The sequence below is a fragment of the Pseudomonas sp. GM80 genome (genome assembly GCF_000282515.1).
In the GTDB taxonomy this organism is placed as follows: Bacteria; Pseudomonadota; Gammaproteobacteria; order Pseudomonadales; family Pseudomonadaceae; genus Aquipseudomonas.
This window is the reverse complement of the sequence record NZ_AKJD01000076.1, coordinates 23716-46914: the sequence shown is the minus strand read 5'-3', so window position 1 is coordinate 46914 and position 23199 is coordinate 23716. Positions and strand designations below refer to the sequence as shown.

The window sequence follows — 23199 nt, the reverse complement described above, 5'->3', positions numbered from 1 at the left end:
CCGTCAGATGTGCAGAATGTATTCACGAACCAGTTTGCTGCCGAAATACGCCAACATCAGCAGGCAGAAACCGGCGAGGGTCCAGCGAATCGCCTTGTGACCGCGCCAGCCGAGACGGTTGCGGCCCCACAGCAACACGCTGAAGACGATCCAGGCGAGGCACGCCAATAGAGTTTTGTGCACCAGATGCTGGGCGAACAGGTTCTCGACGAACAGCCATCCGGAAATCAGCGACAGCGACAGCAGCGTCCAGCCGGCCCAGAGGAAACCGAACAACAGGCTTTCCATGGTTTGCAGCGGCGGGAAGTTCTTGATCAGCCCGGACGGGTGCTTGTGCTTGAGCTGGTGGTCTTGCACCAGCAGCAGCAAGGCCTGGAACACCGCAATGGTGAACATGCCGTAGGCGAGGATCGACAACAGAATGTGCGCGAGGATGCCCGGCTCTTCATCGATGATCTGCACCGTGCCGGTCGGCGCGAACTGCGCCAGCAGCACGGTGATCGCGCCCAGCGGGAACAGCAGCACCAGCAGGTTTTCCACCGGAATGCGCGAGCAGGCGATCAGCGTCAGGGCGATCACCGCTGCGGCGATCAGGCTGGAAGCGCTGAAGAAATCCAGACCCAGACCAATCGGCGTCAGCAAATGCGTGAGCAGGCTGGCAGCGTGGGCCACCACGGCGAAAACGCCGAGGCCAACCAGCAGGCGCTTGTTCGCCTTGGCGCCAGTGGCCAAGCGGGTGCTCTGATAAAGGGTCGCAGCGGCATATAGAAGGGCGGCGGCGAGGGTGGTCAGCAAACTGGGTGACAAGGGGAGCATAAATCCTGTTAGGCAAGCCCGAAAGGGGCTGAGTTTGGCATAGAACCGCCACGACACGAAAGACTCAGGAAGCTGACAGCGAGGTGTCCGCCAGCCGCAGTCTTCGCTATAATCCGCGACCTGCCCACGCCGCAGGCTCGCCGAGCACATGTTGATTCCGGTCTGGGCCGCCATTATCCCGGTCTACACAGGGCCTGAAAGGATCGCGCAATGTTTGAAAACTTAACCGACCGTCTCTCGCAGACGCTGCGCCATGTCACCGGCAAGGCGAAGCTGACCGAGGACAACATCAAAGACACCCTGCGTGAAGTGCGCATGGCGTTGCTCGAAGCCGACGTCGCCCTGCCGGTGGTCAAGGACTTCGTCAATTCGGTCAAGGAGCGCGCTGTCGGCACCGAGGTGTCGCGCAGCCTGACGCCGGGCCAGGCATTCGTGAAGATCGTCCAGGCTGAGCTCGAAAGCCTGATGGGCGCGGCCAACGAAGATTTGAACCTGAGCGCCGTACCGCCAGCCGTCATTCTGATGGCCGGTCTGCAGGGCGCGGGTAAAACCACTACCGCCGGTAAACTTGCGCGCTTCCTTAAGGAGCGCAAGAAGAAGTCGGTCATGGTCGTGTCGGCGGACGTTTATCGCCCGGCCGCTATTAAACAGCTGGAAACCCTGGCCAACGACATCGGCGTGACGTTCTTCCCGTCCGACTTGAGCCAGAAGCCGGTCGACATCGCCACCGCAGCTATTAAAGAAGCCAAACTGAAATTCATCGACGTGGTCATCGTCGATACCGCCGGTCGTCTGCACATCGACGAAGAGATGATGGGCGAGATCAAGGCACTGCACGCCGCGATCAACCCGGTCGAAACCCTGTTCGTGGTCGACGCCATGACCGGTCAGGATGCGGCCAACACGGCCAAGGCCTTCGGTGATGCGCTGCCGCTGACCGGTGTGATCCTGACCAAGGTCGACGGCGACGCCCGTGGCGGTGCCGCCCTGTCGGTACGCGCGATCACCGGCAAGCCGATCAAGTTCATCGGTATGGGCGAGAAGAGCGAAGCGCTCGATCCGTTCCACCCTGAACGTATTGCCTCGCGGATTCTCGGCATGGGCGACGTGCTCAGCCTGATCGAACAGGCCGAAGCGACCCTCGATAAAGACAAGGCCGACAAACTGGCCAAGAAGCTGAAGAAGGGCAAGGGCTTCGACCTCGAAGACTTCCGCGATCAGCTGCAACAGATGAAGAACATGGGCGGCCTCGGCGGCCTCATGGACAAACTGCCGAGCATCGGCGGCGTCAACCTGTCGCAAATGGGCAATGCCCAAAACGCCGCAGAGAAGCAATTCAAACAGATGGAAGCCATCATCAATTCCATGACCCCGGCCGAGCGCCGCGACCCTGAGCTGATCAGCGGTTCGCGCAAACGCCGGATCGCCATGGGTTCCGGCACTCAGGTGCAGGACATCGGTCGCTTGATCAAGCAGCACAAGCAGATGCAGAAGATGATGAAGAAATTCACCGCCAAAGGCGGAATGGCGAAAATGATGCGCGGCATGGGCGGAATGTTGCCCGGCGGCGGCATGCCGAAAATGTAAGGTGTCCCGTCTCACCCATTCTGCTCACTTATGGCGGCGTCTGATGCCCTCATGCTGCGTTGCCGCTCCTCGCCATAGCTGGCTATGACTCGTCGCGGCGCCTTGCTTGAGGGCATCAGCCACTCGCCAAAAGTGAGCGAAATGGGTGAGACGGGACACAAGAATCCGCGCCGGTCGTCGCACCGGCGCAGACCCTGCAAGGACGCAGGATCAACAGCAAACCCGCACTTGGCGGGAGCTGACCGGCCGTTTTCATCGACGGCTCTATATGCAGATCTGCACGGCATGCCATAGGCGCCGGAAAAAGTCATTTGCAAAAGTCCGGATATTCCTTAGAATATGCGGCCTTTCGGGCACCCATGCCCGCTGTGCATTTAGATTTGCAGCACCGACTACAGGAACGATGTTCACATGCTAACAATCCGTCTTGCCCTTGGCGGCTCCAAAAAGCGCCCGTTTTACCACCTGACCGTAACCGACTCGCGTAACCCGCGTGACGGCTCCCACAAAGAACAGGTTGGTTTCTTCAACCCTGTTGCCCGTGGTCAGGAAATCCGTCTGTCCGTGAACCAAGAGCGCGTAGCCTACTGGCTGAGCGTTGGTGCACAGCCTTCTGAGCGTGTTGCTCAGTTGCTGAAGGAATCTGCAAAGGCTGCGGCCTGAGCAATATGAACGCGACGCCTGCTGTTGCCGATGATTTGATCGTTATTGGCAAAATTTATTCTGTTCATGGCGTTCGCGGCGAAGTGAAGGTTTATTCCTTTACTGATCCGACTGAAAACCTGTTGCAGTACAAAACCTGGACGCTCAAGCGCGAAGGCAATGTCAAACAGGTCGAGCTGGTCAGTGGACGCGGGAGCGATAAGTTCCTGGTCGCAAAGCTCAAGGGTCTTGATGATCGTGAAGAAGCTCGTCTTCTGGCCGGTTATGAGATCTGCGTGCCGCGCAACCTGTTCCCTGAATTGACCGACGGCGAGTACTACTGGTACCAGCTGGAAGGTCTGAAGGTCATCGATCAACTGGGGCAATTGCTCGGGAAAGTCGATCATCTTCTGGAAACCGGCGCCAATGATGTAATGGTCGTCAAGCCTTGCGCTGGCAGCCTGGATGATCGCGAACGCTTGTTGCCCTATACGGAGCAATGTGTGTTGGCAGTCGATCTGGCCGCGGGCGAGATGAAGGTGGATTGGGACGCGGACTTCTAAGCGTGGCTAACTTGCGCGTAGAAGTGATCAGTTTGTTTCCCGAGATGTTTTCCGCCATCGGCGACTACGGCATCACCAGTCGAGCGGTCAAACAGGGGCTCTTGCAGCTGACCTGTTGGAACCCGCGGGATTACACGACGGATCGGCATCACACTGTGGACGATCGCCCGTTTGGCGGTGGTCCGGGCATGGTGATGAAGATCAAGCCCCTGGAAGATGCTCTGGTTCAGGCCAAGGCAGCAGCCGGGGAGGCGGCGAAGGTGATTTACCTGTCCCCCCAAGGCCGTCAACTGACTCAGTCGGCGGTACGCGAGTTGGCACAATCGGATGCATTGATCCTGATTGCCGGCCGCTATGAAGGCATTGACGAGCGTTTCATTGAAGCTCATGTCGATGAAGAGTGGTCGATTGGCGACTATGTACTGTCTGGCGGCGAGCTGCCGGCCATGGTCCTGATCGATGCGGTTACACGACTGCTGCCTGGAGCTTTAGGGCATGCGGACTCCGCCGAGGAAGATTCCTTTACGGATGGTCTGCTGGATTGCCCGCACTACACCCGACCTGAGGTGTATGCGGATCAGCGTGTACCCGACGTGTTGCTGAGTGGCAACCACGCGCATATCCGGCGTTGGCGTTTACAGCAGTCCCTTGGTAGGACCTTTGAACGACGCGCCGATCTTCTGGAAAGCCGCTCGCTTTCTGGAGAAGAGAAGAAGCTGCTCGAGGAATACATCCGCGAGCGGGACGATAGTTAACAACGTATCGATGGTAGATCGAACGATTTACCTTAGGAGCACAGCATGACCAACAAAATCATCCTTGCACTCGAAGCAGAGCAGATGACCAAAGAAATCCCTACCTTCGCCCCAGGCGACACTATTGTCGTTCAGGTGAAAGTGAAGGAAGGCGATCGTTCCCGTCTGCAAGCGTTCGAAGGCGTTGTAATCGCCAAGCGTAACCGCGGCGTGAACAGTGCGTTCACCGTTCGTAAAATCTCCAACGGTGTTGGCGTAGAACGTACTTTCCAGACCTACTCCCCGCAGATCGACAGCATGGCTGTTAAACGTCGCGGTGACGTACGTAAAGCCAAGCTGTACTACCTGCGCGACCTGTCGGGTAAAGCAGCTCGCATCAAGGAAAAACTGGCTTAAGTCCAGCTTCCGATGCAGAAAAAAGCAGCCTACGGGCTGCTTTTTTGTTGCCTGCAATAAACTGCCCCCATCCTTTAGGAGCTGCCGAAGGCTGCGATCTTTTGATCCTGTTTTCGATTTGCAGTCTACGTTTTACGAGTCATCTCACATGTCTACCCGCGACCAGGAAATCCAACGCCGCACCGAACTCTCGGTGACCCGCGTCACCAAAGCCGTCTTCCCGCCGACCACCAACCACCACAACACCCTGTTCGGCGGCACTGCGCTGGCGTGGATGGACGAAGTCTCCTTCATCACCGCGACACGCTTCTGCCGTCTGCCATTGGTGACCGTGTCCACCGATCGCATCGACTTCAATCACGCGATCCCGGCCGGGTCCATCGTCGAGCTGGTGGGGAAGGTGATCAAGGTCGGCAACACCAGCCTCAAAGTCGAGGTGGAAGTCTTTGTCGAGAGCATGAGCTGTGATGGCCGCGAGAAAGCGATCCACGGGCAGTTCAGCTTTGTTGCGATCGATGACGACAAGCGGCCGGTGCCGGTGCTGCCGGGTTTTGCAGCCTGATCTGAAACCGAGTCGCGGCCATCGCGGGCAAGCCCGCTCCCACAGGTTTTGTGTCGTTCACAACTTTTATGCACGACACGGACATTGTGGGAGCGGGCTTGCCCGCGATTCGATTTATGCGGCGCCGCTGGTCTCAGGCTGAATCAACGCCAGCAACGTCCAGCCCGCCCCAGGCTTCACCGCCGTCTCCAGCGTCACCACATGCACCCAGCCGCTGTCATCGCGCATAAACAGCAACGTCGCACGATTGCCATGCAGCGCCCGGTAATCTTCCCAGCCAAAACCATCGGTCAACGTCGTGCTATACAGTTCAGACCCTTGGCCCATCTGGCTGGCCAGTTTCGCGTAGGTAAACGCCTCGCTGCCCAATTGATTACCCCGATGTTCCAGGCTCGCCCGATGTTTATCGCTGCGCCGACTCTCGTGCCCACTGGCCAACCCGAACAAACGCTGATGCCCGAAGTCATGCCGAAAGCGCATCGCCGCCAGAGTATTGAGTTCACCCGAAGGCGACAGCGCCAGCAAATGCCCCAACCCGACCAGATCCAGATGCGCATCGGCATGCTGCGAGGCCGGGTTGCCGAAGTACGTGGGCAAACCTTCCATGCGCGCCGCGCGAATGTTTTCCCAGCTCGAATCGGTCAGCAGCACGCGGCTACCCAGTTGTTGCAGCGACTTGCCCAGCTCGCGGGCCGGACCGTTCGCACCAACGATCAGGAAACCGCTCGGCGCCGGCTCGGCAACTTTCAATAGCCGTGCAAGTGGTCGTGCGGTCGCGCTTTGCAGCACCACCGTGCCGATGATCACCGCAAACGTCAGCGGCACCAGCAGCAAGGCACCTTCATGCCCGGCCTCATGCAGGCGAATCGCAAAAATCGCCGACACCGCCGCCGCGACGATCCCGCGTGGTGCAATCCAGCACAGCAACGCACGCTCACGCCAACTCAGGCTGGAACCGGCCGTGCTGAGCAATACGTTCAACGGCCGGGCGATCAACTGAATCACCAGCAACAGAATCAGCACCAACGGCCCCAGCCCGATCAACGCATACAGATCCAGGCGCGCCGCGAGCAAAATGAACAGGCCGGAAATCAGCAGCACGCTGAGGTTTTCCTTGAAGTGCAGGATGTGCCGCACATCCACGCCCTTCATGTTCGCCAGCCACATGCCCATCAGCGTCACCGCCAACAGTCCCGACTCGTGCATCACGGTGTTCGAAGCAATGAAAATCCCCAACACCGCCGCCAACGACGCGAGGTTATGCAGATATTCCGGCAGCCACTGCCGGCGGATCACCGTGCCGAGCAGCCAGCCGCCAACAATCCCGAACACCGCGCCACAGACGATCACGCCGCCAAAGGTGAACAGGCTTTGTTTCAGACCATGGCCTTCAGCGCTGGCAATGATGAAGCTGTAAACCACCACGGCGAGGAGGGCGCCGATCGGGTCGATGACGATGCCTTCCCAGCGCAGAATATTGGCGATCGAGGCTTTCGGTCGCACCACGCGCAGCATCGGCACGATCACGGTCGGGCCGGTGACCAGCGTCAGGCTGCCGAAAAGGATGGCCAGCATCCAGTCGAAGCCGAGCAGAAAATGTGTGGCGACCGCGATGACGATCCAGGTCGAGATCGCGCCAATGGTCACCAGTCGATGCACAACGCTGCCGATCTCTTTCCATTCCGACAGGTGCAGCGTCAGACTGCCCTCGAACAGAATCAGCGCCACCGCCAGTGACACCAGCGGCATCAGCAATGGGCCAAACATTTCCTGCGGATCGAGCCAGCCCAGCACCGGGCCGACCAGAATGCCGGTCAGCAACAGAAACAGAATTGCCGGCAACTTCAGGCGCCAGGCCAGCCATTGGCACCCCAGCGCCGCCGCACCAATCCCGCCAAATGCCAATAGAATTTGCTGCTCGTTCATTGATGCTCCCTGTTCCTTGAAGTAGCGGGCTATGAAAGACTAGCGCCCATTCCTACAGTTCACTCTACATTTGCGCACAGCCCTTGAGGCTGTGTGTCTTGAGCGCCCATGCCTGCCATCGACCATCCACTGATTGACCAATTCCTCGACGCTCTGTGGCTTGAGAAGGGCCTGTCCGACAACACGCGCGGCGCTTACCGCAGCGATCTCGCCCTGTTCAATGGCTGGTTGCAGGAGAAAAACCTCGAGCTGATCAACGCCGGGCGTGAGCTGATCCTTGATCATTTGGCCTGGCGCCTTGAGCAAAACTACAAACCGCGTTCCACGGCGAGATTTCTCTCCGGTGTGCGTGGCTTTTATCGCTATCTGTTGCGGGAAAAGATGATCAGCGTCGACCCGACGTTACGTGTCGACATGCCGCAACTGGGTAGGCCATTACCCAAATCGCTGTCAGAAGCTGACGTGGAGGCGCTGTTGCAGGCGCCGGACTTGAGCGAAGCGATTGGTCAGCGTGACCGCGCCATGCTCGAAGTGCTGTATGCATGCGGTTTGCGCGTGACCGAACTGGTCAGCCTGACCCTGGAGCAAGTCAATTTGCGTCAGGGCGTATTGCGGGTGATGGGCAAGGGCAGCAAGGAGCGGCTGGTGCCGATGGGCGAGGAGGCGATTGTCTGGATCGAGCGCTACATGCGCGATGGGCGCGGCGAACTGCTAGGCGGGCGGCCCAGTGATGTGCTGTTTCCCAGCCAGCGCGGCGAGCAGATGACCCGGCAGACGTTCTGGCACCGGATCAAGCATCAGGCCAAGGTCGCGGGGATCGGCAAGTCGCTGTCGCCGCACACCTTGCGCCACGCCTTTGCCACGCACCTGCTCAACCATGGCGCCGACCTGCGCGTGGTGCAGATGCTGCTCGGCCACAGCGACCTCTCCACCACGCAAATCTACACCCACGTCGCCCGCGCCCGCCTGCAAGACCTGCACGCCAAACACCACCCGCGCGGCTGACACATCCCCTTTGTTTGAAATACTTACCTGTGGTGAGGGGATTTATCCGCGACGGGCTGCGCAGCGGCCCCCATCTTGGGCTGCTCGGTTTGACTGATAGATTGGGGGGATGGTTTTGGGGCTGCTTCGCAACCCAGCGGGGATAAATCCCCTCACCACAATAATGTGTGTCAGTCACATAGGGGTGTAGCAGTTGCAGAGGCAGTGCGTTGCGCGTGGTGCAGATGCTGCTGGGCCACAGCGACCTCTCCACCACGCAAATCTACACCCACGTCGCCCGCGCCCGCCTGCAAGACCTGCACGCCAAACACCACCCGCGCGGCTGACACATCTCTAATGTTGGAACACTAACCTGTGGCGAGGGGATTTATCCCCGTTCGGCTGCGCAGCAGTCGCAAACCCGGCTGGCTCGGTTTTGCGTGAAAGATCGCGATGGATGGTTTTAGGGCTGCTTCGCAACCCAGCGGGGATAAATCCCCTCGCCACAATAATGTGTGTCAGCCACATATGGTTGTGGGTCAGTTGTACAAGCATGCAGCTGTGTCAGTTACACATGAATGTATGGCGACAGGCGCATTCGGCCACCGTGGCCTTATGTGTTAGGCTTTGCCGGTTTGCACGATGGACGGTTATGACCCGGTGTTCCGGCACGGGCGTTCTGATCGTTTCATTTGTCCGCCTTCAGGAGTTCTCATGCGTCTGACCCAGATTTTCGCCGCCGCAGCCATTGCGTTGGTCAGCACCTTTGCCGTCGCCGATGACGCGGCCGACAAAGCCATTCGTAAAAGCCTGGAAAACCTCCAGCTCGAAGTCCCGGTAGAGACCATCACCGCCAGTCCTTTGCCAGGCATGTACGAAGTAAAACTCAAAGGCAGCCGCGTGCTCTATGCCAGCGCCGATGGCCAATACATCGTGCAGGGTTACCTGTTCCAGCTCAAGGACGGCAAACCGGTCAACCTGACCGAAAAAACCGAACGCCTGGGCGTCTCGAAACTGATCAATGCCATTCCGGTCGCCGAAACCGTGGTCTACCCGGCCATCGGCGAAACCAAATCGCACATCACCGTGTTCACCGACACCACCTGTCCGTACTGCCACAAGCTGCACGCCGAAGTGCCTGAGCTGAACAAGCGCGGCATCGAAGTGCGTTATGTCGCGTTCCCGCGCCAGGGTTTGAATTCGCCGGGTGACGAGCAGCTGCAAGCCGTGTGGTGCTCGAAAGACAAGAAAGCCGCCATGGACAAAATGGTCGATGGCAAGGAAATCAAGGCCGCCAAGTGCGATAACCCGGTTTCCAAGCAGTTCGCCCTCGGTCAGTCGATCGGCGTGAACGGCACACCGGCCATCGTTTTGGCCGACGGACAAGTGATTCCGGGCTACCAGCCTGCGCCACAAGTCGCCAAACTGGCGCTGGGCGCGAAGTAATTCGCATCGTCACGGTCAGCCGTGACGATCATGGCCCGGCAGCGACATCGCCGGGCCATCAATTGAGAGCCGCGAGCACGCGGTTGTTTTCCGGCCGACCCCGCGTCGGCCGTTTTATGGGGAGTTCACAGTGAATCCGGTCAAAGTAGGCATCTGTGGGTTAGGGACCGTCGGTGGCGGTACCTTCAACGTACTTCAGCGCAACGCCGAGGAAATTGCTCGACGTGCCGGGCGTGGAATCGAAGTGGCACAAATTGCCATGCGCACGCCAAAGCCTCAGTTCCAGACGACCGGTATTGCGATTACCAACGATGTCTTCGAAGTGGCCACAAACCCTGAGATCGACATCGTCATAGAGCTGATGGGCGGCTACACCGTTGCCCGCGAGCTGGTACTCAAGGCCATCGAGAATGGCAAGCATGTGGTCACCGCGAACAAGGCTCTGATTGCCGTTCACGGTAATGAAATTTTCGCCAAGGCCCGCGAGAAGGGCGTGATCGTGGCGTTCGAAGCGGCCGTGGCCGGTGGCATTCCGGTGATCAAGGCGATCCGCGAAGGCCTGTCCGCCAACCGCATCAACTGGGTCGCCGGGATCATCAACGGCACCGGCAACTTCATCCTCACCGAAATGCGTGAGAAGGGTCGTACCTTCGAAGACGTGCTGGCCGAAGCGCAGGCACTGGGTTACGCCGAAGCCGATCCGACCTTCGACGTTGAAGGCATCGACGCCGCGCACAAGCTGACGATTCTGGCTTCCATCGCGTTCGGCATTCCGCTGCAATTCGACAAGGCTTACACCGAAGGCATCACCAAGCTGACCACCGCCGACGTCAATTACGCCGAAGCGCTGGGCTACCGCATCAAGCACCTCGGCGTGGCGCGCAGCACTGCCGCCGGTATCGAGCTGCGCGTACACCCGACGCTGATCCCGGCCGATCGTCTGATCGCCAACGTCAACGGCGTGATGAACGCGGTGATGGTCAACGGCGATGCCGCCGGTTCGACGCTGTTCTACGGTGCTGGCGCCGGCATGGAGCCAACCGCTTCGTCGGTGATCGCCGATCTGGTTGACGTGGTTCGTGCCATGACTTCCGACCCGGAAAACCGCGTGCCGCACCTGGCCTTCCAGCCGGACTCGCTGTCGGCCCATCCGATCCTGCCGATCGAAGCCTGCGAAAGTGCTTACTACCTGCGTATTCAGGCCAAGGACCATCCGGGCGTGTTGGCTCAGGTGGCGAGCATCCTCTCGGAGCGCGGCATCAACATCGAGTCGATCATGCAGAAGGAAGTCGAAGAGCACGACGGTCTGGTGCCGATGATCCTGCTGACCCACCGCGTGGTCGAGCAGCGCATCAACGACGCCATCGCCGCCCTCGAAGCGCTGGCCGGCGTGAATGGTCCGGTCGTACGGATCCGCGTCGAGCACTTGAACTAAGTCGTTGTCCTGCATCGGCCCCGTAAACGGGGCCGTTGTTGTGAACACTCTCCATTGGAGTCAGTCATGCGTTACATCAGTACCCGCGGCCAGGCACCGGCCCTGAATTTCGAAGACGTCCTGCTGGCTGGTCTGGCGACCGACGGCGGTCTGTACGTTCCGGAAAACCTGCCACGTTTCACCCAGGAAGAGATCGCTTCCTGGGCCGGCCTGCCGTATCACGAACTGGCTTTCCGGGTGATGCGCCCGTTCGTCACCGGCAGCATTCCGGACGCCGATTTCAAAAAGATTCTCGAAGAAACCTACGGCGTGTTCTCGCACAGCGCCGTCGCGCCGCTGCGTCAGTTGAATGGCAACGAATGGGTGCTGGAGCTGTTCCACGGCCCGACCCTGGCGTTCAAGGACTTCGCCCTGCAACTGCTCGGTCGTCTGCTCGACTACGTGCTGGAAAAACGTGGTGAGCGCGTCGTAATCGTCGGCGCCACCTCCGGTGATACCGGTTCGGCCGCCATCGAAGGCTGCAAGCACTGCGAAAACGTCGACATCTTCATCCTGCACCCGCACAACCGTGTGTCTGAAGTGCAGCGTCGCCAGATGACCACGATTTTCGGCGAGAACATCCACAACATCGCCATCGAAGGCAACTTCGATGACTGCCAGGAAATGGTCAAGGCGAGCTTCGCCGACCAGAGCTTCCTCAAAGGCACGCGTCTGGTGGCGGTGAACTCGATCAACTGGGCGCGGATCATGGCCCAGATCGTTTACTACTTCCACGCCGCCCTGCAGTTGGGCGGTCCGGCGCGTTCGGTATCGTTCTCGGTGCCAACCGGTAACTTCGGCGACATCTTCGCCGGTTACCTGGCGCGCAACATGGGGCTGCCGATCAACCAGTTGATCGTCGCCACCAACCGCAACGACATCCTGCACCGCTTCATGAGCGGCAATCAGTACGTCAAGGAAACCCTGCACGCCACGCTGTCGCCGTCGATGGACATCATGGTCTCGTCGAACTTCGAACGCCTGTTGTTCGACCTGCATGGGCGCAACGGTGCGGCGATTGCCGGTTTGATGGATTCGTTCAAGCAGGGCGGTGGTTTCAGCGTCGAGCAAGAGCGCTGGACCGAAGCCCGCAAACTGTTCGATTCGCTGGCCGTGGATGACGCACAAACCTGCGAAACCATCGCAGAAGTCTACGAGCAGACCGGCGAAGTACTGGATCCGCACACCGCCATCGGTGTCAAAGCTGCGCGTGAATGCCGTCGCAGCCTGGATATCCCTATGGTCATCCTGGGCACCGCTCACCCGGTGAAATTCCCTGAGGCCGTAGAGAAAGCCGGTGTAGGAAAAGCGCTCGAACTACCTGCACATCTTTCTGATTTGTTTGAGCGAAACGAGCGCTGCACCGTTCTGCCAAACGAGCTGAAAGCCGTGCAAGCCTTTGTCAGCCAGCATGGCAACCGCGGCAAGCCGCTTTAAGCCTGCAAAAGCTGTCACATTTTGAAGCCCGTCTCCTGACGGGCTTTTTTGTTTCTGCTGCCACACTGCTCGGGTTTTCACCCACGAAGGACGGGTGAGTCGATCACGAAGGAAGTGGCAATGTGGTTTTTTCGAAATTTGAAGCCGGCGACGGTCGGGCTGTTTGTATTGGCAATGCTGGGGTTCATGCGCTGGGGAGTGGCGGCACAACTGATGCTGCACGATGTCGAGGGCAGCAAGTTTCTGCCCGTGGAACTCGACGCCAGGGAGCGCCAATGGATCCGCGACAACCCTCGGATCATCGTCGCATCGGTGCAATATCCGTTGTACCTGTTCCAGGATGAACATGCTCACTGGAGCGGCTTGAACAACGAAGTGCTCCAGCGCATCAGCGCCATGACGGGGCTGCAGTTCGTGCATCAGGAGTCGTTCTCCACCGATCACATGCTCGAGCGGCTTGAGAAGGCCGAAGCGGACATCAGCACGACGTTGGCGATGAGTGATGAACGCAAAGTGTTTCTGGATTTCAGCCACGCCTTTGGCGGCGCCGGTTGGGTGTTTGTCGGCCGAGTCGGTGAGCCGCCGGTGCAGTCGCTGGAACAATTGGCCAAACGCGTGCTGGTTCTGCCGAGCCGCCACGCACTAGAAGGCATCATTCGGCGCGACTATCCATCGATCGAGATCCGCTCGGTCAAAACCTACGCTGAAGCGCGGGCGTTGGTCGAAAGCGGCGAGGCGTACGCCACCATCGAAAACGAAATCGGCGCGCAATTGTTTCCCTCGGGATTGCTGCGCGTCGGCGAACTGCTGGAGGGTAAATGGGAAGCCGATCACCTGGCCGTGCGCAAAGGCCAGCCGGAGCTGTTGAGCATCCTCAACAAGGCGCTCGAGGCGTTTCCTGCGGCGGAGCTGCGTGCCATTCGGCTCAAGTGGCTGGACGGCGTCTCCCCGACCCCTGCGCCTTCGATCTGGCAGCGGGTCACGGGTTGGGGCTGTTGGACAATGACCGTCATTGGCCTGTTTGGCGTGCTGTCGTTGATCTGGAATCGCCGCTTGAGCGCCGTGATCAAACAACGCTGCCAGGCCGAAAAAGACCTCGGCGATCAGTTAGCCTTTCAGCATGCGCTGATCGATTCGATGCCCGATCCGATATTTGTCCGCGACTTGCACGGGCGGTTGATCATGTGTAATCGCAGTTACGAAGAGGCGCTCCTGGTGCGATTCGATCAAGTGCAGGGGCGCTCGCTGCCGGAGGTCGATGCGCTGCCCAAGGCAACGGCGCTGATGTTGCACGATGAATTCATGCAGCAATTGCGCACGCGCAAGACACGCTTCAGTAATCGGCAGCTGCAGTTCAAGACGGGTCCTCGCGATGTTTATCAATGGACGGTGCCGTTTTACAGTGCTGATGGGCAGCTGCGCGGTCTGCTCGGAGGCTGGACCGATATTACTCATCGGCGGGTGAGCACGCCGGGTCGGCATCCTTGGTGAACTTGGGAAAAGTCCTATAAGACGCGACTACTTTTCCGATGGGAGGCTGAGGACGGCTGCCCTAGAGTGAACGGCATCTGCGGTGAGAGTCCGCACCTGCCGTTTCCGAGGTTGCTCATGCGCTCGCTCAAAGTCCTGATTCTTGAACACAACCCCTTTCAATTGATGGCGCTGCACCAGATGCTCAATGCCATCGGTATCTACAACGTGCTGACCGCGCCTTCGCTTGCCTCAGCATTGTGTTCTCTGGGGCACCGAGGCGCGGTCGATATCGCGATCTGCGATCCGCAACTCAAGGGCGGTGATGGCGTCGCATTGATTCAGCATCTGGCGGTCGAGCGGCAAGCGCGAGCGCTGGTTCTTCTCGGTACGGTCGCACCCAGCCTGCAGAACGACCTCGAGCGCTTATTGCAGCAACACCCGCTGCAATTGCTCGGACGTTTGCAGACCCCGGTTTCAGCCGTACTCATGCGTGATTTGCTCGACCGCTACCTGAACGCCCTGCATCAGCCACTGGAGGTCTGAAGCGCGGCGTTATTTTTCTGTCATCTTCACCGTGCATGCTCTGCAAGACCGGTGACGCTCCACGGAAGGAGCCATTGGCAGGCAGAACTTTCTTCTCGGGCCGGTGGTCATTTATTGTGAACACGCCCCAGGCACTATGTTTTCGGACTAATGAGTGGAGATCGAGATGGAAAGTATCAGTCTATTGCTCGGTGAGGCTCTGAGCCCGTATCAAGTGACGTTGACCCCTCGTGGCAGCCATGGCGAATGCCTGGTGACCCTGAAGAACAGCAACGGCGCCATTGTGGTTGAACGCGAATTCAATCAGGCGCAGTTGAGCGACAAGCGCTTGCTGACCGATGTCGTCGACGGTTTGCACCGTGACGTGCTGATCGCCGAAGGGCGACTGGAACCCTGTGTGATTGCGGCATTGCGCAACGCGGCGCTGGATAAACGTGCGGCGCTGTAAAGATGAAATATTTTTTGTGGGAACCTTCCTGCATCCCTGTCAGTCAGACCCAGTAACAGCAGGATCAAGCATTGTGCTCCGGTGCTTGTCGCTTGCTGCTACTGGTCTTTATGTAGGCCACGTTTAACCCCGAGTCGTCTCCCCACTTCTCGGGGTTTCTTTTGTCCGGCGTTTGCCTATTGCGCGGCTTGATGCTCGAAAAATGTACGGGCTTCCTGCAAATAATCCTCACGTCGGTCGGGGTCCAGCCATGCGGCGTAGAGCTGATTCAGGTGTTCATGGGGCAGGGTGCGCAGCAGATGATTGATCTCGGTAATCGCCTGACGCCCCTGCGTAGTGTCGGAACAGGCGACATAACCTGACAGGTATTTGCCGTTGCCCTGGATCGGATAGAACTCCAGTTCATCTTCATTGATCTGCGCCTGTTTCGCCTGATAGCGAATCTCCGGCCAATAACCCAACACCACCTGCAGCCGACCCAGGCGCTGCATCGATAGCAGATTGGTCAGGGCATCGTTGCCGTAATGTGCGGTCAGCGCGGCGCTGGGCGCTTGATGCAACAGGCTGTCGATGAATTCGCCATAGCTGCGTTCCGCCACCACCCCGACTTTGCGTTCGGTAGCGGCCAGCAGCGCCGACAGATTCACTTCACCGTTGACCAGATACGGTTCGAGCACCGAGCGATCTTGCTGGCGCACCACCAGGCCGTTGCCGACAGCGCGAATCGCCGGGATCGAATACGCCACCCACTGCGCACGTTCCTTGTTCCACAACAGCGCGGGATCGCAGGCGAACGGGTTTTCGTGGAGCATTTGCAGACCACGGGCGCGGTTGACCCGCATCAGCGTGTGTTCGTATTGCGGCATGCCGGCGATCAGCAGCGGCATCAATTGGTCGATCACACCCTGGCCCTTTTTCGGGCCTTCGAAAATCGTCAGGGGCGGCAGGTCGCGCAGCAACCAGATCAACGTCGGCTTAGCCTGTGCCCCGGTCGACAGGGCCAGCAGAAACAACAGGCCGAACAGCCGCCACGTCCACCAATGGTGGGCGCGGTTGGCGTGCGATGTCTGCCGGCGCTTCAGCTTAAATGGCTCCGTCTTCGCGCAGGCGAGCGATCTGTGTCTCGTCATAACCAAGATCGTTGAGTACCTGCGCATTGTGTTCACCGAGCTGCGGTCCGACCCATTCGGAGGAGCCCGGTGTCTCAGAGAGTTTCGGCACAATGCCGGGCATCTTGAAGTCCTTGCCGTCCGGCAGCTTGGCGTGCAGGAACATTTCCCGAGCCAGGTATTGCGGGTCATTGAACATGTCTTCGGCGCTAAAGATCCGGCTGACTGGCACATCGGCATGATTGAGCAGGTCAAGTACGGTTTGCAGCGGTTGCGAATTGACCCAGCGATCGATCACGCCGTACAACTCGTCGCGGCGATTATCGCGGCCGTCGTTACTGGCCAGCGTCGGATCATTGGCCAGATCGTCGCGGCCGATGATCAGCATGAAGCGCTTGAAGATTGCATCACCGTTGGCGCCGATCTGCACATGCTTGCCGTCGGCGCTGGTGTGAATCGAGGAGGGGGTGATGCCGGGCATGATGTTGCCGGTGCGCTCGCGGATAAAACCGAACACGTCGAACTCCGGCACCATGCTTTCCATCATCGCGAAGATGGCTTCATACAAGGCCACATCGACCACTTGGCCGAGCCCGCCATTGACTTCGCGATGACGCAGCGCCATCAGTGCGCCGATAACACCCCACAGCGCGGCAATCGAGTCGCCGATGGAAATCCCGGTGCGCACCGGTGGCCGGTCTTCAAAACCGGTGATGTAACGCAAGCCGCCCATGGATTCGCCAACCGCGCCGAAGCCTGGCTGATCTTTCATCGGCCCTGTCTGGCCGAAACCGGAGAGGCGCACCATCACCAGTTTCGGGTTCAGCGCGTGCAGGGTTTCCCAACTCAGGCCGAGTTTTTCCAGGACGCCGGGGCGGAAGTTTTCGATGAGAATGTCGGCTTCACTGAGCAGTTTTTTCAGGATCGCCAGGCCATCAGGATGCTTGAGGTTCAGCGTCAGCGACTTCTTGTTGCGCGCCTGCACGAACCACCACAAGGAAGTGCCTTCATACATTTTTCGCCATTTGCGCAGCGGATCACCGCCGTCCGGCGATTCGATCTTGATCACTTCGGCGCCAAATTCGCCGCAAATGCGCGAGGCAAACGGCCCGGCGATCAACGTACCCAATTCAATGACTTTCACGCCGCTGAGCGGCTTGTTGGCGAACGGCATACTGAATCCTGTAGGACAAGGCTGTGCGGATACAGCGTTTTAACATAGCCGGCTGTCAGACGCCGCAGGTTGATCGCCATCAATTCGATGATTGCCTACCGCATCGGTTAGACTTGCCGACTTTCCTCGTATCAAGAAGCCCGTTCATGGCCCAGCCGTCCACTACCTACAAATTTGAACTGAACCTCACCGACCTCGACCGCAGCGTCTACGAGAGCGTCAAGCAGACCATCGCCCGTCACCCTTCGGAAACCGAAGAACGCATGACCGTGCGGCTGCTGGCCTACGCCCTCTGGTACAACGAGCAGTTGTCGTTTGGTCGCGGTCTGTCAGACGTGGACGAACCTGCGCTGTGGGAAAAGAGCCTGGACGATCGCGTTCTGCACTGGATCGAAGTCGGCCAGCCCGACGCCGATCGCCTGACCTGGTGCTCGCGCCGCACCGAGCGCACCAGCCTGCTGGCCTACGGCAGCCTGCGCGTCTGGGAAACCAAGGTGATCCCGGCGATCAAGAACCTGAAAAACGTCAACATCGCTGCCGTCCCGCAGGAAGTGCTGGAAACCCTGGCCAAGGACATGCCCCGCGTTATCAAGTGGGACGTGATGATCAGCGAAGGGACGATCTTCGTCACCGACGACCGTGGTCAGCACGAAGTCCAGTTGCAGTGGCTGCAGGGTGAGCGCGGCTGATCCCGCGCCTGTAGCTGATTAATCCCACGTATTAAAGAGAAGTCTCCGTCACCCCATGCGTATCGAACCTCGTCAACTGCCTGCCACTCTGCCGTTTCTCGGTGATATTCCGCCGCTGCTGACCCGCCTGTATGCGGCGCGGGGCGTGCAGTCCGAGGCAGAGCTGGACAAGAGCCTGGCACGGTTGATCCCGTTTCAGCAGCTCAAGGGCATTGATGCGGCGGTGGACTTACTGGTGACGGCGCTGGAGCAACGCCAGCGCATCCTCATCGTCGGCGACTTCGATGCGGACGGTGCGACGGCCAGCACGGTCGGCATGCTTGGCTTGCGCTTGCTCGGTGCGGCGCACGTTGATTATCTGGTGCCGAACCGCTTTGAATATGGCTACGGCCTGACCCCGGAAATCGTCGAAGTCGCTTTGACTCGCGAGCCGCATTTGCTGGTCACCGTCGACAACGGTATCTCCAGCGTCGAGGGCGTGGCGGCGGCGAAAAAGGCCGGGCTCAAAGTGCTGATCACCGACCACCACTTGCCCGGCGAAGAGCTGCCGCAGGCCGATGCGCTGGTCAATCCGAACCAGCCGGGCTGCGAGTTTCCGAGCAAGGCACTGGCCGGCGTCGGGGTGATTTTTTATGTGTTGATGGCGTTGCGCGCGCGTTTGCGCAGCCTCGGCTGGTACGAGAACAAGCCGCAGCCGAACATCGGTGAACTGCTTGATCTGGTCGCGCTGGGCAGCGTCGCCGACGTGGTGCCGCTGGACGCCAACAACCGGATTCTGGTGCATCAAGGCCTGGAACGCATTCGCGCCGGTCGCGCACGGCCGGGGATCAAAGCGATCCTTGAAGTGGCCAAGCGTGACGCCACCCGCATCACCTCCACCGATCTCGGTTTTATCGTCGGCCCGCGCCTGAACGCTGCCGGGCGTCTGGATGACATGAGCCTGGGCATCGAATGCCTGCTCACTGCCGACGCCAACGTTGCCCGGGAAATGGCCGCGCAACTGGACGGTATGAACCAGGATCGCAAATCCATCGAGCAGGGCATGCAGCGTGAAGCGCTGGCGCAGCTCAAGGACTTGCCGGTGGAGTCGATGCCGTTTGGTCTGTGCCTGTTTGATCCGGAGTGGCACCAAGGCGTGATCGGTATTCTCGCGTCGCGGATGAAAGAGCGTTATTTCCGTCCGACCATTGCCTTTGCTGATGCGGGTGATGGCTTGCTCAAGGGCTCGGGGCGCTCGGTGCAGGGCTTCCATATTCGTGACGCGCTGAGTGTAGTCGCGGCGCAGCATCCGAACTTGATCGCCAAGTACGGCGGCCACGCGATGGCGGCCGGTCTGACCCTGCCGCAAGAGAATTTTCCGCTGTTCGCCGAGGCATTTGACGCTGAAGTGCGTAGGCAACTTCGCGAGGAAGACCTGACCGGGCGCATGCTCTCGGACGGCACGCTAGCGGTGGAAGAATTCCACCTCGAACTGGCCCGCGCCCTGCGCCATGCCGGGCCTTGGGGGCAGCACTTTCCTGAGCCGCTGTTTCACGGCGTGTTTCAGTTGGTTGAGCAGCGCGTGGTCGGTGAGCGGCACCTGAAAGTGGTGCTGAAGAGCGAGTGTGGCTCGGTGAAGCTGGACGGTATTGCGTTTGGGATTGACCGGGATATCTGGCCGAATCCGACGATCAAGTGGGTTGAGCTCGCCTATAAGCTCGACGTTAACGAGTTTCGGGGTAATGAGACCGTTCAGTTGATGATTGCTCATATCGAACCGCGCTGAAGATCAAAAGATCGCAGCCTTCGGCAGCTCCTACATAGAAGTGCGCTCTGTAGGAGCTGCCGCAGGCTGCGATCTTTTCTTGAATTTCCCCCGATCTCCCGTTGTCGACTAGGCTCTAAGCACTGCTTGATTGGCCTTGTGACGTCTTGTCGAATTTTTTGCCCGCGGGGGCGGGTGCTGCACCTTTTTCCTGTCACTCGTCGACTATTCAAACAGAACCCTGGAGCCTGCCCACTGATTTGAGAGGTGCCCCATGAGTCTGCTGCTTGAACCCTTCACCCTACGCCAACTGACCCTGCCCAACCGCATCGCCGTCTCGCCGATGTGCCAGTACTCCAGCGTCGACGGCCTGGCCAACGACTGGCACCTGGTGCACCTCGGCAGCCGCGCGGTGGGCGGCGCCGGTCTGGTATTTACCGAAGCCACGGCGGTGACCGCCGACGGGCGGATCACCGCCGAAGACCTTGGCCTGTGGAACGACGAACAAATTGAGCCGCTGCAACGCATCACTCGCTTCATTACCTCCCAAGGCGCGGTCGCCGGCATTCAACTGGCCCACGCCGGGCGCAAGGCCAGCACCCATCGGCCGTGGCTCGGCAAGCATGGCAGCGTCAAACCCGATGATGGCGGCTGGACCCCGGTCGGACCGTCGCCGATTGCCTTTGACCCGCAACACACGCAACCGAAACAGCTGGATGAAGGGCAGATTGCCGACGTCATTCAGGCGTTTGTCGATGCCGCGAAACGCGCGCTGAAGGCCGGCTTCAGTGTGGTTGAGGTGCATGCGGCGCATGGGTATCTGCTGCATCAATTCCTTTCGCCGCTGAGCAACCAGCGCCGCGATCAATACGGTGGCTCATTTGAAAATCGTATTCGTCTGGTGCTGCAAGTGACTGAGGCAGTGAGGGCGGTTTGGCCGGAAGAGTTGCCGTTATTTGTTCGCGTATCGGCCACCGACTGGGTGGAGGACGGCTGGAATCCGGATGAAACCGTGGAGCTGGCGCGACGGCTGCATACCCTTGGCGCGGATCTGATCGACGTATCTTCGGGCGGCACCGCAGCGAATGCCGAAATCCCCGTCGGGCCGGGTTATCAGACACGCTTCGCCGAGCGCGTACGCAAAGAGTCAGGCATCGCCACCGGCACTGTGGGAATGATTACCGAGCCGGCGCAGGCCGAGCATATTCTGCGCACCTGTCAGGCCGACATCATCTTCCTCGCCCGCGAGCTGCTGCGTGATCCGTACTGGCCGCTGCATGCCGACGATGATCTGGGTGGACGCAAAGCGGTGTGGCCGGCGCAGTATCAGCGTGCGACGCATCGGGATCAGCCGATTCATGAGTCTGATTTGCGCGATTGATTAAGTAGCGACGAAGCAAAAAGCCCCGGGCAGTGATGGCCGGGGCTTTGTTTTGTCTGATGGGCTTCTGTTGCCGCACTGCCGCCATCGCTGGCAAGCCAGCTCCCACAATGGTTGACGTTGAATACGGGGTTTGTGTATCGCACCGAACCTGTGGGAGCTGGCTTGCCAGCGATGAGGCCCGTCCAGGCGCCTCAACCCCTCAAGGGTATTTGCGCTTATCCGGCGCCGGCGGGAAGTACTGGTACAACCACGTCTCGCTCAACGTGCGATCGTTGGTGCGAATAAACAACCGCAGCTCCACCGGCTCAACGCTGTCACTGGTCGGGTACCAGTCAAACAGAATCCGGTAACCCTTGATGTCATCCAGCACCAGCACGCTGAAATCCTGCACTTTGCCGTTCGAGCACGTCACCACCGGCTCAATCCCGGTGCCCTGTGGCAATCGATCCAGGCCGCCACCCGTGAAATCCACAGCAAAACGACGCGCCCACACCGGCGGGTAATGCTCGCCCGGTGCCCAACCCTCAACAAAACCGCCCATCCCGGAACGAGTTGCCTGCACCCGCGCCAACGGCGTGCTCACCGGCGGCAAAGCGCTCCAGTAGAGCTTGTAGCCATAGTTCAGCGAATCACCGGCAGCCACCGGTTTTTTCGGGGTCCAGAACGCGACGATGTTATCGAGCGTTTCGCCAGTTGTAGGGATTTCCAGCAGATCGATAGAGCCCTCGCCCCACGCGGTGGTCGGTTCGACCCACAGGCTTGGACGCTTGCTGTACCAGTCGACGGTGTCTTGATAGTTGGCGAACTCATGGTCGGTCTGCACCAGACCGAAACCTTTCGGATCGGTATCGGCAAACGCGTTGAATTGCAGAGTCGCCGGGTTGTTCAGCGGACGGCAGATCCACTCGCCGTTGCCGCGCCACATCGCCAGGCGATCCGAGTCATGGATTTGCGGGTGAATGGTGTCGCACATGCGCCGTTCGTGGTTGCCGCAGCTGAACATGCTGGTCATCGGCGAGATGCCCAGTTGCTCGATGGCGGTGCGCGCATTGATGTGCGCGTCGATCTCCATCACCACGCGCTCGGCCTGGCAATCGATGTCGAAGCGATAAGCGCCGGTGGCGCTCGGCGAGTCGAGCAGGGCGTAGACCACAAAACGCGTGGCGTTCTGATCCGGGGTCTCGAACCAGAATTTGGTGAAATCAGGGAATTCTTCGCGTTTCTTGGCGTAAGTGTCGATCGCCAGACCGCGTGCGGAGAGGCCATATTGGCCAGTCGCATCCACCGCACGGAAATAACTTGCGCCGAGGAACGACACCACGTCATGGCGATCCAGTTCCGGCGCCTTGAACAGCTTGAAGCCGGCAAAACCCAGGTCGCCCTTGAGCTGCTGGGTGTCGACCGAAGTGTTCTCGTAGTTGAACAGTGCCGGGCGGAAATGCACTTCGCGCGCAGTGCGGGTCTTCGGATCGACGCTGTACATGCGCACCGGCTGGCGGAAACCCATGCCGACGTGGAAGAACTGCACGTCGAGTTGGCCCTTATTCTCCTTCCACAATGAATGATTACCGTCGTAGCGGATCGCGTTGAAATTCTGCGGCGTCATGGTCGCCAGCGTCGGCGGCAGCACCTGTTTAGTGTCCTGATAGGCACTGCCAGCCAGTTGCTTGGCCTGGCGCTTCAGCGCTTCGAAGTCAAACGCCTGCGCCTCGCCATCAGCGGCGCCGCCACTGGCCGCCCATGCGCGGGTCGCCAGCAGGCCGGTGGCCGAAAGACCGGTGTAAGCCGCAATGGCCATGGACGCTTTGAGCAAATTCCTGCGGTGCATAAATACAACCTGTCGTGTGCAATCCCGCGCCGTTCCTGGCACGTGCTGGATCAGAAATAACGGTTCGGACAAGCCTTCGGCCAAACGCAACGGACTATAAACAGATGCCGGCTAGCTTAAACGGTTCGCTCGCAATGCAAAATTCGTTGATTCACTGCGCCAGTGTGTCAATGAAACAAGACATGTCGGTTAAAAATCTGACAGGACGTTCTGATTTAC

21 protein-coding genes and 1 pseudogene are annotated in these 23199 nt (G+C 59.4%); 17 read left to right on the top strand and 5 right to left on the bottom strand.

All coding sequences use genetic code 11. From position 1 onward, the window contains the following. Positions 1-3: 3 nt before the first annotated feature. Positions 4-816 carry a cytochrome C assembly family protein gene (locus tag PMI37_RS13490; protein WP_008081632.1) on the bottom strand — a complete coding sequence of 271 codons (813 nt, stop codon included), beginning with the start codon at positions 814-816 and terminating at the stop codon, positions 4-6. A 210-nt stretch (positions 817-1026) separates the two neighbouring features. Here PMI37_RS13490 and ffh point away from each other — a divergent pair, with 210 nt between their 5' ends. The 6 genes from ffh (at position 1027) to PMI37_RS13460 (ending at position 5321) form a co-directional block, all read left to right on the top strand. Next, positions 1027-2403, top strand: coding sequence for a signal recognition particle protein (ffh, locus tag PMI37_RS13485; protein ID WP_008081630.1), 1377 nt, complete (start codon positions 1027-1029; stop codon positions 2401-2403). 411 nt (positions 2404-2814) lie between these two features. Continuing rightward, complete coding sequence (rpsP, locus tag PMI37_RS13480) at positions 2815-3066, top strand: 30S ribosomal protein S16 (RefSeq protein WP_003185073.1); 252 nt, start codon at positions 2815-2817, stop codon at positions 3064-3066. Between the two features lie 5 nt (positions 3067-3071). Further along, positions 3072-3608 carry a ribosome maturation factor RimM gene (gene rimM, locus PMI37_RS13475; protein WP_008081629.1) on the top strand — a complete coding sequence of 179 codons (537 nt, stop codon included), beginning with the start codon at positions 3072-3074 and terminating at the stop codon, positions 3606-3608. Positions 3609-3610: 2 nt separating this feature from the next. Further along, positions 3611-4363, top strand: coding sequence for a tRNA (guanosine(37)-N1)-methyltransferase TrmD (gene trmD / locus PMI37_RS13470; RefSeq protein WP_008081628.1), 753 nt, complete (start codon positions 3611-3613; stop codon positions 4361-4363). A gap of 45 nt (positions 4364-4408) precedes the next feature. After that, positions 4409-4759 (top strand): 50S ribosomal protein L19, encoded by a 351-nt coding sequence (gene rplS / locus PMI37_RS13465; RefSeq protein ID WP_003175895.1) that lies wholly within the window; start codon positions 4409-4411, stop codon positions 4757-4759. Between the two features lie 148 nt (positions 4760-4907). Further along, positions 4908-5321 carry an acyl-CoA thioesterase gene (locus PMI37_RS13460; RefSeq protein WP_008081627.1) on the top strand — a complete coding sequence of 138 codons (414 nt, stop codon included), beginning with the start codon at positions 4908-4910 and terminating at the stop codon, positions 5319-5321. 114 nt (positions 5322-5435) lie between these two features. Here the strand turns inward: PMI37_RS13460 and PMI37_RS13455 are convergent, their stop codons facing one another. Continuing rightward, a complete protein-coding gene (locus PMI37_RS13455) occupies positions 5436-7247 on the bottom strand; it encodes a cation:proton antiporter (protein WP_008081626.1) in 1812 nt (603 codons plus the stop codon). A gap of 108 nt (positions 7248-7355) precedes the next feature. Here PMI37_RS13455 and xerD point away from each other — a divergent pair, with 108 nt between their 5' ends. The 8 genes and pseudogenes from xerD (at position 7356) to PMI37_RS13420 (ending at position 15052) form a co-directional block, all read left to right on the top strand. Continuing rightward, complete coding sequence (gene xerD, locus PMI37_RS13450) at positions 7356-8252, top strand: site-specific tyrosine recombinase XerD (protein ID WP_008081625.1); 897 nt, start codon at positions 7356-7358, stop codon at positions 8250-8252. 200 nt (positions 8253-8452) lie between these two features. Next, positions 8453-8578: pseudogene (locus tag PMI37_RS31300) on the top strand (tyrosine-type recombinase/integrase); the annotation flags it as partial. A 367-nt stretch (positions 8579-8945) separates the two neighbouring features. Further along, the gene (gene dsbC, locus PMI37_RS13445; protein WP_008081624.1) at positions 8946-9677 is read left to right on the top strand and encodes a bifunctional protein-disulfide isomerase/oxidoreductase DsbC; all 732 of its coding nucleotides are present in this window, start codon (positions 8946-8948) and stop codon (positions 9675-9677) included. Between the two features lie 130 nt (positions 9678-9807). Next, complete coding sequence (locus tag PMI37_RS13440) at positions 9808-11112, top strand: homoserine dehydrogenase (RefSeq protein WP_007908972.1); 1305 nt, start codon at positions 9808-9810, stop codon at positions 11110-11112. Between the two features lie 66 nt (positions 11113-11178). Beyond that, entirely contained in the window at positions 11179-12588 is a 1410-nt protein-coding gene (gene thrC, locus PMI37_RS13435; protein WP_008081622.1) for a threonine synthase, read from the top strand. Between the two features lie 120 nt (positions 12589-12708). After that, a complete protein-coding gene (locus PMI37_RS13430) occupies positions 12709-14079 on the top strand; it encodes a transporter substrate-binding domain-containing protein (RefSeq protein ID WP_008081620.1) in 1371 nt (456 codons plus the stop codon). Positions 14080-14196: 117 nt separating this feature from the next. Continuing rightward, complete coding sequence (locus PMI37_RS13425) at positions 14197-14604, top strand: response regulator (RefSeq protein ID WP_008081619.1); 408 nt, start codon at positions 14197-14199, stop codon at positions 14602-14604. A 166-nt stretch (positions 14605-14770) separates the two neighbouring features. Beyond that, positions 14771-15052: a DUF3509 domain-containing protein gene (locus PMI37_RS13420; protein WP_008081618.1), complete on the top strand. Its 282-nt coding sequence runs from the start codon at positions 14771-14773 to the stop codon at positions 15050-15052. Positions 15053-15228: 176 nt separating this feature from the next. Here PMI37_RS13420 and PMI37_RS13415 read toward each other — a convergent pair whose 3' ends face one another. Both PMI37_RS13415 and PMI37_RS13410 read right to left on the bottom strand, forming a co-directional pair. Next, positions 15229-16182, bottom strand: coding sequence for a TIGR02285 family protein (locus PMI37_RS13415; protein ID WP_008081615.1), 954 nt, complete (start codon positions 16180-16182; stop codon positions 15229-15231). Beyond that, on the bottom strand, positions 16136-17335 hold the full coding sequence (locus PMI37_RS13410; RefSeq protein ID WP_008081613.1) for a CaiB/BaiF CoA transferase family protein: 1200 nt from the start codon (positions 17333-17335) through the stop codon (positions 16136-16138). Before PMI37_RS13410 ends, PMI37_RS13415 begins: the two co-directional genes overlap by 47 nt. A gap of 146 nt (positions 17336-17481) precedes the next feature. Between PMI37_RS13410 and PMI37_RS13405 the strand changes: the two genes are divergently transcribed. The 3 genes from PMI37_RS13405 (at position 17482) to PMI37_RS13395 (ending at position 21149) form a co-directional block, all read left to right on the top strand. Then, the gene (locus tag PMI37_RS13405; RefSeq protein WP_007908961.1) at positions 17482-18024 is read left to right on the top strand and encodes a YaeQ family protein; all 543 of its coding nucleotides are present in this window, start codon (positions 17482-17484) and stop codon (positions 18022-18024) included. A 55-nt stretch (positions 18025-18079) separates the two neighbouring features. Beyond that, on the top strand, positions 18080-19789 hold the full coding sequence (gene recJ, locus PMI37_RS13400) for a single-stranded-DNA-specific exonuclease RecJ (RefSeq protein ID WP_008081611.1): 1710 nt from the start codon (positions 18080-18082) through the stop codon (positions 19787-19789). A gap of 253 nt (positions 19790-20042) precedes the next feature. Beyond that, on the top strand, positions 20043-21149 hold the full coding sequence (locus PMI37_RS13395; protein WP_008081610.1) for an NADH:flavin oxidoreductase/NADH oxidase: 1107 nt from the start codon (positions 20043-20045) through the stop codon (positions 21147-21149). 202 nt (positions 21150-21351) lie between these two features. Here PMI37_RS13395 and PMI37_RS13390 read toward each other — a convergent pair whose 3' ends face one another. Next, a complete protein-coding gene (locus tag PMI37_RS13390; RefSeq protein ID WP_008081609.1) occupies positions 21352-22980 on the bottom strand; it encodes a glucan biosynthesis protein D in 1629 nt (542 codons plus the stop codon). Between the last annotated feature and the right edge of the window lie 219 nt (positions 22981-23199).